Here is a 12468-nt window from a genome sequence, read left to right as displayed (position 1 = left end):
CCTTCAGGCTGTAGACCTTTCTGCACAATTTGGTCACCAGGTAGGAGGGGTGTTTGTAGAAGAAGTAGAAGTAACCGATGGCCTTTTAGAGATTGTATTTATTCACGGTGCGGTAGAAAATCCATTGATTAATGGTATAGAGATTTTAGGGGTGTCTACCGAAAGTCTAAATTCCTCCTCGACCGATGTGACTAAAGTTCAAGAAGATATTTTGGATACCAACAATGATTATAAGGCCATACTGTACCCGAATCCAGCAAATTATGAGGTAAGTATTCAAATTTTAGATCCGGCCATAGTTTTACATGAAATTTTTGTTTATAATTTTAGCGGTGTACTTTCAAAAACTTATATTTTTCCGGATAAAAATATTTCAGATATTTATAATCTGGATATCTCCACACTACCAACTGGAGTTTATATTTTAAAATTGAAAACAAACCAGAATACCTATATAGATTTGAAATTGATTGTAAAAAGATAACCAATTAAGGTCGCTCAAAATAATTGAATCTTTAGAAGATCAAGGATCAATTACATTCTTTTTTTGAATTGATATCAAAAAAAATGATTTCCAGATTTGATTAAATCTGAAAATCATTAGTTTAATTTTCTGTGGTGTGGTTTAATAACCAAAAGTCGAGATGACAGGATTTGAACCTGCGACCCCACGCCCCCCAGGCGTATACGCTACCAGACTGCGCCACATCTCGATTAAAACTTCAATTTAAGAAAACAGCTATAGATTCTGGTTTAATCTTATTAAATAGTGCTACATAAATTGAGTTACAAATTAAAGGGCTTATTTGTTATTTTCAAAATGAAAAGCTGGTTTTTTGAGGGCTTAATTGTATCTTATTTTTAATAAGCTCATAATCAGTATATACTTTTTAATGGTAGCTTAAAGTACGTACTACTTATTTTTAGTATTTAAAAGAATAATTAATTGAGATTCTATCCCTGATTCATCTCAAAATCAAGCAGTTTAAATTAGATGTTTTTGGATACTAAAAGATTTGTAAAAAAGCTTTTAGTTTTTCTGCTAATTTATGTCTATTGAATATTCCGTTTAATTTTTTCTATAGCATTTTGTATAGATTTATCGGGTTCTATAATATTGTTGCTTCCCCAGAATTGTATGTCTGTAAAACCCGATATATCATCGGCCATCACTACTGTTTTATTAAGAAAATTCTTATTTCTTTTAATACGGTCTTCGGTTTCAGGTTGCCAATTAGTTACAGCCATCTCAGAATTTACCTGATACCGCGAATTAAACAATTTGCGTTTCCAGTTTACTACAAAAAGTAGCTTTGCATTAGAATAGCCAAAATACCATTTGCCGTTTTGCTGATGATAATCTATGTCATATTCTACTTCAATGGGATAAACTTTGGTTCCTCCCGGTTTTTTATTTACAAACATCCTGGTGGCTGCCCGTCTATTATCTACATTCATATTTAGTTTTGCCCTTACCAGGCTTTGGGTTTCTGCATCAATAAAAAGAGTTCCATAAAACCAGGGCATATCTTTATTCCGGTCATTAAAACTTACTACATACAGGTAGCGATTATCAATTTGTGTGGGCTCCTCAAAGTTAAATTCATAATTTTCTAAATTCTGTTCATAAAAAAGATAATCGGGATATTTCATAACATCTATAAATAAGGTGTTAAATGGCCCACCACGTAATTTTAGGGCTAATGTGTCTAAGCGGTCATAATCGGCAGTTTTGCGAGCTTTAACCAATTCTATATCCTCATCGCCATAATGGCTATAAGGTTTTTTATGAATTTTTACAACAGCCTCGCTTAGGGAAACATTTCTGTTGCCTTTACTAATACTTTCTCTGTAGAAAGCAGTCATTTCGGTAGGGCGGTTAATATAATTTTCCCCACGATTTTCCAGCATATTATACACCAGTTTTCTGGCATCGCCGGCTTTATAAACTTTTATTTCAGAAAGCTCTTCTACTACCGGATTAAGGTAAATTAGGGTTCCTTTCGCTTTAAAATAGCTTAAAGGTAAGTTTTTACTAAGGTAGCCCAAATAGGAAATACTAACCGTGGCAGGAGCTAAACCCTTAGGTACTTTTAAGGAAAATTTTCCTTCAGAATTACTAATTGTAGAAATATTGGTCTCGTTTACCGATATATGAGCATTGGCAATGGTGTTTTTATTATCGGCATTAAGTACTTCACCTTTATATTCTACAAAATCCTGGGAATTGGTTTGTGAAAAAGCTTTTGTATCCAGGGATATATAGCCAATAAGCATACCCGAAACAACAAGTAGTAGGATTTTTATATTTTTCATAGCTATAAGGTTTTGATATTCATATTAATATACGAAAAAAATGAAAAAAATAATAATAGTAGATTTTATATTTAGAAAATAAATTGGGCTGTTTTGTTTGGTAGGAATTGATAATAAACTAAAAAAATAACTAATTTCGAAAACGAGGCATAATTACATTCATTTCGTCATTATGGGGCACGAGCATCATCAGCATTCTTCAGGAAAAAATCTTAAACTGGCGTTTTTCTTAAACCTGGGATTTACTATTCTTGAATTTATTGGCGGAATCTATGTAAATAGTATCGCTATAATTTCAGATGCGGTACACGATCTTGGAGATAGCCTTTCGCTTGGAACCTCCTGGTACCTGGATCATAAATCTAAACAAAAAAGCAATTCTAAATTTTCTTTTGGTTATAGAAGGTTCTCTTTGTTGGGAGCTCTTATTAACAGTGTAGTACTTATTGGAGGGTCTGTTTATGTTATTTATGAAGCGGTGGAAAGGTTGATGTATCCAGAACATTCTGATGCTCAAGGGATGATGTTTTTTGCCATAATAGGAGTGGCAGTTAATGGGTTTGCCGCCTATAAATTAAGCAGTGGTAAAACCTTAAACGAGAAAGTAGTATCCTGGCATTTAATGGAAGATGTATTAGGTTGGGTTGCGGTATTGGTGGTCTCTATTATTTTACAGTTTAAGGATATTCATTATCTGGATCCCGCGCTTTCACTTGCTATTACTTTATATATTCTCTGGAATGTATTTAAAAGGTTAAAAGAAACGCTTTTTATTTTTTTACAGGGAACGCCGCGGGATATTAACTTAATAAAGGTAAGGGAGAGAATTGAAAGTATTAAGGGGGTTGCTTCTACACATCACGTACATATTTGGTCTCAGGAAGGTGAACACCACGTTTTTACAGCTCACGTTAAACTTCACAATGTAAATGGGTTTCAAGAATATTTAAAATTGAAGGCTGAAGTTTTAAAAACTCTCGAATCCTATAATTTTGAACATTTTACGGTACAGTTTGAATTGGATTCTGAAACCTGTATTTTAGAATAACGAGTACTTTATTTGATAATCCAAAATCCGGGGCTTACCTCGAAATAAAAGTATATATCCATAGTATGCCTCGTTCCCTTACCTCGTGGTAATTCACTTCACTTTTTGCCCGAAAATTTTGCCTTGTGCTTTATTGTGTTTAAGGATTTTTCTAATCAATTCGCTATCAGTATTTCAATGTTTTATTTACCTTTTCATCAATTATTGCTATCTAATGTTCATTAAAATCTTTGTATTTTTGAATTAACTAATTAACCTAAATATCTTCAGAACCCTCTAATTTAAAGCAAGGGAGTTTGAAGTCCTGTATTGCATACAGACTGATAAAACTTAATTATGGCGTGGTACGTTTTATATACCAAACCTAGAACCGAAAAGAAAGTGGCTCAACGTTTGGAAGAAATGGGAGTAGCAGTTTATTGTCCTCTAATCACTGAAATAAAGCAGTGGAAAGACCGTAAAAAAAAGCTAAAAAGCCCCCTTTTTAAGTCTTATGTTTTTATTCAATTAAAGGAACAGGAACGTAATTTGGTTTTTGATGTTCCTGGTGTGGTAAAATATTTATTTTGGCTTGGAAAACCAGCCATTGTAAAAGACGAAGAGATTGAAGTTATTCGGAAATGGTTGAATGGCGAAAATGTAGATGATGCAAAAGTAGATTGCTTAAATGAAGGTGACCATATAAGTATTAAAAGTGGTGTTTTCAAAAATCAGGAAGCCATTATTCGTGAAGTAGGTAAACGAAAAATGAGGCTTATACTTCCAAAACTGGGATGTACCGTAGAGGTTTTAACGAAAGAAGTGGTTTAAAAAGTAATAAGTATTGCACAGAAAAGTTATCTGTTGTCATGAACTTATAACTTAAGCTTCAAACTACTATATCCCTGTCCGTTTCGGGTTAGCTGAATTTGAGTAGCGATACGCTCTTTTAAAGAGGCCACGTGACTAATAATTCCAATGGTTTTTCCAGATTCAGCCTGTAATTTTTCTAAAGTATCAAGGGTTTGGTCCAGAGTTTCAGGATCTAAAGTCCCAAAACCTTCATCTATAAATAAACTGTTAATCTCAACATTTCTTGAAGCCAGATCAGATAAGGCCAACGCGAGCGACAAACTTAGTAGAAAGGTCTCTCCCCCCGAAAGGGTTTTAACAGATCTTCTTTGTCCGCCCATATCTTCATCAATGGCAATCAGTCCGTCGTCTTCATCTTCATTTGCTTTATCTATTTTGTATCGTTCACTCAGGTCCTTTAATCTTTTATTGGCCAGGTAAATTAATTGCGAAAGCGTAAGATCTTGTGCAAAATCATTAAATTTTTTCCCCTGTCGGTCTCCAATAAGTGTATTTAAAAGTCGCCAACGTTTACTTTGTTTTTCCTTTTCTGTAATTTGCTTTTTCAGTTGCTTTAACCTGGCCAGGTACTCATTATTATTTCCAAGTTTTCTTCGCAATTCTTCACAAACTGACTGTTTGGACTTAAATTCCTCCTGTTTTTTAGATTGTTCAATCCTTAAATCATTAGTAGTACGTTCACTTTCATTTTCTTTAAACTGCTTTAATTGCTTTTGCAGAGTAGAAATTCCGGTGGCAACAATACTTTTTTCTTTTAAAATAGCATCTTTTTTATCCTTTAACTCCAGAAAATTCTGACCCGGTAATAAAGCCCGGAATGCATTTTCAATAGACGTAAATCCTTTTTCTGTAACTTCCGGTTCGAGCTTTCGTGATAGTGCTTCATATTTCTTAGACTGCTCACTTAAATTTTGTTTTTGTTCTTTTAGGTTTTCTCCAAGATATTTTTTTTCGTGATTTAAAGCGTTCCATTTATCTGTTAGCTTTCGGTGGTCGTCCAGGATATTATTTCCTGAATAATTGGCTTCCAGTTGCCGCCTTAGCAAAGTGCCTTTTTTCAAAATATCATTTAAATCTTTTAAAATTGGTAAACCGCCGGCAATAGCGGTTAGTTTTTGTTTTATTGTTTCAAAGGCATCTAGACTTTCAAGTTTTGAATTAATTTTTCCGATATAGTTTTCCCAATCAATCTCTTCACTAAAATTGAAATCGGGATATTTTTCACTAAATCGTTGCTTGTTTTCCAAAATGCGGTTTTCAATTTCAATTAATTCTTTCTTAGCTTTTTGCAAAGAGTCTTTTATATGTTCAAATCTAGATTGAGCCTGTGTAAGTTTCGTGTTTTTATCTTCTATTTCTTTACTTTTTGCTGCTATTTTTATTTCAAGCTCATCTTCAAAGCCTGGAACATGCTCAGAATAGGGATGCTCTAAAGCACCACAAAGCGGACAGGCTTCCCCGGTTTTTAGCGACTTTCTAAGTTCTTCTAATTTTGCGGTTTTTAGCTGATTTTCTTTTTTAAGCTTAAGAATTTCTAAATCTTTTTTTAATGAAGAAAGATGGTCTTTTTGTAGCGTTATGGTTTTGGGCAGGCTTTCAAATTCCGGTTGGTTAGCCTCAATATCTTTTTTTATTCTTAAACCGCTTTCTTCAAGTTGAAGTTTTCTTTCAGAAAATTGCCGTGCTTCACGTGTCTTTTCTAAATGGTTTTTTAAACGCAATTTTTCGGAACTCAGTTTTTCTAAATCCACTTCTTTTAGCGCAATTTCAAGTTGCTTTTTCTCCCGAAGTTTTTCAGTTTGAAGTTCTTCCAACAGTTCCTTCCCGGTTTTTAAATCATGTTCTGGAAAGTTGATTTTTAATTCTCTTACTTCAGCTTTAAATAGCTGTAATTTACTTTTATATTCCAGGCCAAGTGAGTTTTTTTCATCCTGAAGTTTCCCTATTTTTTCGGTAAAAAAATTCAGTTTCTGTTTAAGGTTTTCAGTCTGAACATCTTCCTGAACAAATTCTTTTACCTGTTCAATAAAACTGCTGATATTCTTTTTAGTATCATTAATTTTTAAGGATGTCTTTGCCAGGTTGCTATCTAAGTCTTTTAATTCTTTTTGAAATCGGTTCCAGGATTGTAATTCTTCGGCAATAGTTTGTATTTTTTCGTGTCGGTTGAGACTCGTACCGTATTCACTTTCAAACTCCTTAAATTGCCGATGCAGATTAACTTCCTGCTCCTGCAGTTTATTGATTTCTTTTTCCTGTTTCCCGATATTTTCTTTTAATTCTAATTGTTTTTCAATAAGCTTTAGGTCTTTTTGTAAAGCTTCGGTATCAGCGGTATTTTCTTTTAAATCTTTATTGAAATTTTCAAGATCTTCTTCAGAAAGTAAATAGGATTCAAAGAGTTTTATTTCATTTTGCTGGGCTTCAATTTCTTTAGTTTCGGCTTTAAAACGTTCAAAAGCCATCATACCTAATTGACGGTAAATGCCTGTACCGGTAATTTTTTCCAGTAGTTCGCCACGTTCTTCTTTTTTAGCCGAAAGAAATTTGGCAAAATCCCCCTGTGCCAGTAAAACCGACTTAATAAACTGATCGTAATTTAAACCGATTAACTCTTCATTTTTAGTAGGTACTTCAGATTTTTTAAGGTCTAATAACGAGTTATCTATAAGATTGGCAATTTCCATATTGTAATCGTTGAGATTGCCGTTACGGTTTATTTCTATGCTCCAGGAAGAGGTAAAACGACCTGCTCCCGTTTCATAAGTTACTTTAGCATAAGCTTCTTTTTGGTTTCGGGTAAGGATAGCGCCTTTTTCCCTAATCTCTTTTTTACTAATCTTCCCAAGCCGGGGCACCTGGTTAAAAAGTGCCAGCGAGATTACATCTAGAATGCTGCTCTTTCCACTTCCGGTGGGGCCTGTGATGGCAAAAAGCGTATTTCCCGAAAAAGGAGTTGCTTCAAAATCTATGAAGTTCTCACCTTTTAGTGAATTAATATTTTTAAAGGCTATATTTAAAATCTTCATAGGTTAAGCTTTTTTAGATTGGTGAACTTCCTCAAAAATTTCATTAAAAGCACTCATTAAATCTTTCCTGGTTTCTTCATCTTCTTCCTGTACTTCTACTAATTTTTTAAAGACATCTAAGGGTTGCAGATCTTCTAGTTGTTTTTTTTCTTCATAGAGTTCGCCGCTACCACTTATTTTATTTTTAAAACTTGCGCGATGCTTTACAATCTCATAACCTTTAACCTCAAAATTACCCACTAATTGATCTAGTTCATATATTTTGTTAGCATCAAAATGTTCTTCTTGAAGTTCAATTTCAATTAAAGAAGGCAGGCCTTCCCGGTCTTTTAATTCCCCTAGTTTTTGTTGAAGTTTTTCCAGGTTTCCGGTTATTTTTATTAATGCTCTAAAGCCTGGTATTTCTATACTTTTAGGCTCCCAATTGTTTTCAGTATCCAATAGAAGGATTCGGTTTTTATTACTGCGTTCACTAAATGAAAGTGGAATAGGGGAACCGCTGTAAAAAGTGGGAGTGGCGGCATTTACCCTTTGTGGTTTGTGAATATGCCCTAGTGCGATGTACTTATAATAATCGCCAAACTGAAGCGCATTAAAAGCCGCCTGGTTTCCAATTTGAATATCACGCTCACTCTCTGAAGTTTCTGCACCGGCCGCAAAAAGATGCCCCATAGCAATACAGTCTACTTCCGGAAATTTGGTTTTGCAAATCTTAGCGGTGTCCACAAAGGTTTGTTGAATTCCTTTTCGTAAAGCTTCTAATCTATCTTCATAAGAATTTCCCTGGGAGGCTGTTCTTAAATCGGCATCCCGTAAATAGGGGATAGCTGCAATAAGAAGTTCGGTTTCGTTTTTACCATTTTTAACAGGAATAATGCACTCTGAAAGTTCTTGAGGCAAACCGCCAATAATATGTATATCTAATTCCCGCAACACTTCCTGAGGCGCATTTAGCATAGTAGGGGAGTCGTGATTTCCACCGGTAAGTATTATTTTGCAGTCCAGACGCTTTAGCTTCATTAAAGCTTTAAAATATTGTTGCCTTGCTTCTGAAGAAGGGTTAGCCAGGTCAAAAACATCTCCCGAAACCAATAATACCTTTACATCGTTCTTAATAATACACTGGCAAAGCCAATTTATAAAAAGCTCAAAATCGGGTTGTAAACTATGCTTATGCAGTTTTTTACCTATATGCCAATCGGCGGTATGCAAAATTTTCATAGGATTCGGTTAAGAATTGTGCTGGAGTGAAAGCCCGAAAATAATAAAAATTGATCGTTTAAATGATTCCATTTCATCTTGAATATTTTTACTTTTAAGTATTTAAGAAAATTACCTGCTGGCAAGGCAAAGAGCTATTTAATTGAATAGCTGAACTTCGGCAGGTCTTTTATTATTAAATATTAATTATTGAGCAAATGGCCGATGCTATGGAAAAAAATCCTCATCAAAAATACGATGCCCTTGAAGAAAAATTAAATATTATTTCTCACGGTTTTGGTCTGTTTTTAAGTGTTCTTGGACTCATTTTATTAATTATACGAGCTAGTAAACTTGGCGAAACGGTACACCTTGTAAGCTTTAGCATTTTTGGAGCGAGTATGATTTTATTGTACGCGGCTTCTACGTTTTACCATAGTGCAACCAAAAAGAGTCTTCGGTATAAACTAAACATCCTGGATCATGCCTCTATTTATGTACTTATAGCCGGAAGCTATACCCCTTTCGCACTTGTAACTTTAGAAGGCTGGATAGGCTGGACAATTTTTGGGGTGGTTTGGGGGTTGGCCCTCACCGGAATTGTTCTTAAACTTTTCTTTACGGGAAAGTATAAAACCCTGTCTACTATTATGTATGTTTTAATGGGATGGATTATTGTTTTAGCCATCAAACCTTTATACGATAATTTAAGTTCGGGAGGTTTATGGTGGCTATTTGGTGGCGGAATTTCTTATACTATTGGGGCTGTATTGTTTAGTTTGGATAAAATGAAATTTAACCATGCTATTTTTCATATTTTCGTACTTTTTGGAACCTTTTGCCACTATCTTTCAATTTACTTTTATGTGTTGCCCGGATAGACTTTCCATCAAAAACATATTTAATTATCAATTTAAACACTAATTTTAGCTTTTAAAAAGCATCATTATAATATTTATAAATAGCGGAAACTAGTATATGTTACAGGAATTAAAAGAAGCTTACGGTTTTATTTTTGAAGATAAACTTATTGAAGAGATTAATAGTGTAGGCCAACTTCAATTCAAAGCAAAAGGCGAAAAAATTATAGAAATTGGCGATTATGTAAAAATGATGCCTTTATTGATTGAAGGAGCTATTAAAATAATGCGTGAGGATAAAGAGGGAGATGAACTTTTGTTGTATTTCCTGGAACGTGGCGATACCTGTGCCATGACGCTTTCCTGTTGTCTTGGTCAAACAAAAAGTGAAATAAGGGCTGTAGCCGAACGCGATACAAAATTAGTGATGATTCCTATTGAAAAAATGGAAGAATGGACTTCTAAGTACAAGTCCTGGCGTGATTTTGTTTTTGCAAGTTACCAGGCTCGTCTCACAGAAATGCTAGACACCATAGATACCATTGCTTTTATGAATATGGATGAGCGTTTAATGAAGTATCTTGAAGATAAAGCAAAAATTAACCAAAATGAAGTAATTAGCGTTACCCACCAACAAATTGCTTACGATTTACACACTTCCAGGGTGGTTATTTCCAGGTTGCTCAAAAAACTTGAACTAGACGGAAAGATAAAACTGCAAAGAAACAGTATAGAAGTCATGGCACTTTAGCCTTCTGTAACCCTTGTTACTGTAAAGACCCCATATTGCAATTAATTTTGCACAAACTTAAAAATAGAATATGGAAATACTAGGTTACTTTGGAGCATTAATTATTGGCGTTGTTTTAGGCTTAATTGGTGGTGGAGGCTCTATACTAACCGTTCCTGTGCTGGTTTATTTACTGGCTGTGAACCCTGTAACGGCTACAGCTTACTCTCTCTTTGTTGTAGGTACTTCTGCCCTGGTTGGGGCGCTTAAAAATATGCAAAAAAAACTGGTAGATTTTAGAACTGCTATTGTGTTCTCTATTCCTGCTTTTATAGCCGTATATGCGACACGAAAATATATAGTACCTGCTATTCCAGAATCATTATTTAGCATTGGGGATTTTGAAATCACAAAAAACATCGGGATTATGTTGTTTTTTGCGATTATCATGATTCTGGCTTCAGTTTCTATGATTCGTGAAAACGGAAAGAAAAGGTCAGAGCAAGTGGCAGTAAGTTATAACTATCTATTAATTATAATTGAAGGTATAGTAGTAGGGGTGTTAACCGGGATTGTGGGTGCCGGTGGCGGATTTTTAATTATTCCGGCCCTGGTACTTCTGGCTAAATTGCCCATGAAAAAAGCGGTGGCTACTTCATTATTAATTATTGCAATTAAATCGCTTATAGGCTTTATTGGTGATGTTCAAAATATGAATATCAACTGGGCGTTTTTAGCTATTTTCACGGGACTTTCTATGATAGGAATGTTTATAGGAATATATCTCAATAAATTTATAGACGGAAAAAAATTGAAGAAAGGTTTTGGTTGGTTTGTCTTACTTATGGGAATCTATATAATCTGGGCAGAGATTGCCTAGAATTTTATAAGCTTAGATGAGAACAAAATTGAAATAATATCAATACTTCATTAAGTATCTTTTTTTAAACTCTAAAGGTGTTATGCCTGTTTTTGATTTAAAAAATTTAGAGAAATAGGCATAGTCTGAAAAGTCAAGTGTAAATGCGGTGTCTGCAAGATTTCCATTAGAATGTACAATTAAGCGTTTTGCTTCCAGAATTATTCTTTCGGAAATTAATTGGCTAGTCGTTTTATTTATTGTTTTTTTTACCACTCTGTTAAGATGCTTAGTGGTTATGTTTAATTTATCGGCATAAAATTTAGGGAATTTCTCATTATAGAAATTCGTATTTATTAAATTCTCCAGAGTAGCAAGTATGTTGGGATAATTTGAGGAACTAAGTTTTTCTAAATCAATATTAAGTGTGTAGATTCTCGTTAGCTCTATATAAATGTTGTTAAGTAAGTTTACAATTTTTAGCTCCCTTAGAAGGTTCCTTTGTGAATACTCCTTATAAACTTCTAGAAACTTAAGCTGTAATTCATAATTTTTCTGGGAATCTAGTTCTAATACCGGAGGATTTTGATATGAATAAAAAAACGGAAAAGAAAAAAGCGTATGCTCCAAAAACTTAAGGTCATAGAACTCTTGAGAGTGAAAAAAGATAAATCCTTCGGGAGCTGTTTTAAATTTCCAAAAATGCGTTTGCCCCGGCTTTAAAAAGAAAACCATGCCGGGTTTTATAGTATAAGAATTAAAGTCAATTTCGTGCGTTCCGGTACCTTCGGTAAAAAGTACACACAAGTAGAAGTTATGACTATGTGGTTTATTAATCAAATTCTTATTAATCTGTATATGGTTAGAGAATGTATTTACATATACATCATTTATAGAGGCAGATTCTTTAAACTGATTAATATTTAAAATTGGTATTTTCATACAAATGTCCTAAAAGTACAAAATGTTGCGAATATATTACAAGGACAACTCTTAAGTACTGCTTTAATTTTGCAATAAAATAAATGCTTTTATGAATAAAGTTATAAATGCTTTGCAATGTAAATGTCCTAATTGTAAAAAAGGTAATATTTTTAGGAATAGTGGAAACCTGCTTTTATTGAGATTTCCCAAAATGAATGATTTGTGCCCTGTTTGCAATTATAAATTTGAGATAGAAACCGGCTTTTTTTTTGGAGCCATGTATGTAAGTTATTCCCTTTCTGTAGCGCAAATGATAGCGAGCCTTGTATTGTTTTGGTGGCTTATTGATTTATCACCTTTAAGAGTTTTCTTTATTATTGTTCTAGTCGCATTTTTGTTGTGTACGGTTAATTTTAAATTATCAAGATCTATTTGGATTTATCTGTTCTTCAGGGATTAAATAAAAAAGCCGTTGTATTATGTGCGATGGAGGCTTAGGGATTCAATTAGGCTCTATGCAATTTTGACCTATAAAAATAGCATCAAATTCTTATTCAGCTATTTTTTGATACATTCTAAAATGAATAAGAACAATTGTGCTTAAAGTATCCAAAATATGCCGATTACCGTCAGGATACCGCCAGGTTTTT

At 33.9% G+C, this 12468-nt stretch carries 11 protein-coding genes and 1 tRNA gene; 7 read left to right on the top strand and 5 right to left on the bottom strand.

The window, feature by feature from the left end; all coding sequences use genetic code 11:
* On the top strand, positions 1 to 484 hold a 484-nt coding region (locus I6U50_RS03650), incomplete at its 5' end, for a T9SS type A sorting domain-containing protein (protein WP_198637875.1).
* Between the two features lie 155 nt (positions 485 to 639).
* Here the strand turns inward: I6U50_RS03650 and I6U50_RS03645 are convergent.
* Positions 640 to 713: transfer RNA gene (locus I6U50_RS03645), tRNA-Pro, on the bottom strand.
* Between the two features lie 340 nt (positions 714 to 1053).
* Entirely contained in the window at positions 1054 to 2316 is a 1263-nt protein-coding gene (locus tag I6U50_RS03640) for a carboxypeptidase-like regulatory domain-containing protein (RefSeq protein ID WP_193709759.1), read from the bottom strand.
* A 172-nt stretch (positions 2317 to 2488) separates the two neighbouring features.
* On the opposite strand from I6U50_RS03640, the gene I6U50_RS03635 reads away from it, so the two are divergent.
* Complete coding sequence (locus I6U50_RS03635; RefSeq protein WP_198637874.1) at positions 2489 to 3364, top strand: cation diffusion facilitator family transporter; 876 nt, start codon at positions 2489 to 2491, stop codon at positions 3362 to 3364.
* A gap of 336 nt (positions 3365 to 3700) precedes the next feature.
* Positions 3701 to 4174, top strand: a complete 474-nt coding sequence (locus I6U50_RS03630) for a UpxY family transcription antiterminator (protein WP_198637873.1) — start codon at positions 3701 to 3703, stop codon at positions 4172 to 4174.
* Positions 4175 to 4218: 44 nt separating this feature from the next.
* Here I6U50_RS03630 and I6U50_RS03625 read toward each other — a convergent pair whose 3' ends face one another.
* Positions 4219 to 7245: an AAA family ATPase gene (locus tag I6U50_RS03625; protein WP_198637872.1), complete on the bottom strand. Its 3027-nt coding sequence runs from the start codon at positions 7243 to 7245 to the stop codon at positions 4219 to 4221.
* A gap of 3 nt (positions 7246 to 7248) precedes the next feature.
* Positions 7249 to 8466: an exonuclease SbcCD subunit D C-terminal domain-containing protein gene (locus I6U50_RS03620; RefSeq protein WP_198637871.1), complete on the bottom strand. Its 1218-nt coding sequence runs from the start codon at positions 8464 to 8466 to the stop codon at positions 7249 to 7251.
* 209 nt (positions 8467 to 8675) lie between these two features.
* Here I6U50_RS03620 and trhA point away from each other — a divergent pair, with 209 nt between their 5' ends.
* From trhA to I6U50_RS03605, 3 genes are all read left to right on the top strand, one after another.
* Positions 8676 to 9326 (top strand): PAQR family membrane homeostasis protein TrhA, encoded by a 651-nt coding sequence (gene trhA / locus I6U50_RS03615; protein WP_198637870.1) that lies wholly within the window; start codon positions 8676 to 8678, stop codon positions 9324 to 9326.
* A 97-nt stretch (positions 9327 to 9423) separates the two neighbouring features.
* Complete coding sequence (locus I6U50_RS03610; protein WP_193709753.1) at positions 9424 to 10056, top strand: Crp/Fnr family transcriptional regulator; 633 nt, start codon at positions 9424 to 9426, stop codon at positions 10054 to 10056.
* A gap of 70 nt (positions 10057 to 10126) precedes the next feature.
* Positions 10127 to 10915 (top strand): sulfite exporter TauE/SafE family protein, encoded by a 789-nt coding sequence (locus I6U50_RS03605; RefSeq protein ID WP_198637869.1) that lies wholly within the window; start codon positions 10127 to 10129, stop codon positions 10913 to 10915.
* 39 nt (positions 10916 to 10954) lie between these two features.
* On the opposite strand, the gene I6U50_RS03600 is transcribed toward I6U50_RS03605, so the two are convergent.
* Complete coding sequence (locus I6U50_RS03600; RefSeq protein ID WP_193709751.1) at positions 10955 to 11836, bottom strand: helix-turn-helix domain-containing protein; 882 nt, start codon at positions 11834 to 11836, stop codon at positions 10955 to 10957.
* A 91-nt stretch (positions 11837 to 11927) separates the two neighbouring features.
* Here I6U50_RS03600 and I6U50_RS03595 point away from each other — a divergent pair, with 91 nt between their 5' ends.
* Complete coding sequence (locus I6U50_RS03595) at positions 11928 to 12278, top strand: DUF983 domain-containing protein (RefSeq protein WP_193709750.1); 351 nt, start codon at positions 11928 to 11930, stop codon at positions 12276 to 12278.
* The last annotated feature ends 190 nt before the right edge of the window (positions 12279 to 12468 follow it).

It is taken from the genome of Salegentibacter maritimus (genome assembly GCF_016236975.1).
In the GTDB taxonomy this organism is placed as follows: Bacteria; Bacteroidota; Bacteroidia; order Flavobacteriales; family Flavobacteriaceae; genus Salegentibacter; species Salegentibacter maritimus.
Note: the sequence above shows the minus strand (reverse complement) of the source record. Positions and strands in the feature narration are given on the sequence as shown.

What these genes read in the sequence shown, in the direction of transcription:
- I6U50_RS03640 (WP_193709759.1), bottom strand. Translation starts at nt 2,316, where the DNA reads ATGAAAAATATAAAAATCCTACTACTTGTTGTTTCGGGTATGCTTATT.
- I6U50_RS03635 (WP_198637874.1), top strand. Translation starts at nt 2,489, where the DNA reads ATGGGGCACGAGCATCATCAGCATTCTTCAGGAAAAAATCTTAAACTG.
- I6U50_RS03630 (WP_198637873.1), top strand. Translation starts at nt 3,701, where the DNA reads ATGGCGTGGTACGTTTTATATACCAAACCTAGAACCGAAAAGAAAGTG.
- I6U50_RS03625 (WP_198637872.1), bottom strand. Translation starts at nt 7,245, where the DNA reads ATGAAGATTTTAAATATAGCCTTTAAAAATATTAATTCACTAAAAGGT.
- I6U50_RS03620 (WP_198637871.1), bottom strand. Translation starts at nt 8,466, where the DNA reads ATGAAAATTTTGCATACCGCCGATTGGCATATAGGTAAAAAACTGCAT.
- trhA (WP_198637870.1), top strand. Translation starts at nt 8,676, where the DNA reads ATGGAAAAAAATCCTCATCAAAAATACGATGCCCTTGAAGAAAAATTA.
- I6U50_RS03610 (WP_193709753.1), top strand. Translation starts at nt 9,424, where the DNA reads ATGTTACAGGAATTAAAAGAAGCTTACGGTTTTATTTTTGAAGATAAA.
- I6U50_RS03605 (WP_198637869.1), top strand. Translation starts at nt 10,127, where the DNA reads ATGGAAATACTAGGTTACTTTGGAGCATTAATTATTGGCGTTGTTTTA.
- I6U50_RS03600 (WP_193709751.1), bottom strand. Translation starts at nt 11,836, where the DNA reads ATGAAAATACCAATTTTAAATATTAATCAGTTTAAAGAATCTGCCTCT.
- I6U50_RS03595 (WP_193709750.1), top strand. Translation starts at nt 11,928, where the DNA reads ATGAATAAAGTTATAAATGCTTTGCAATGTAAATGTCCTAATTGTAAA.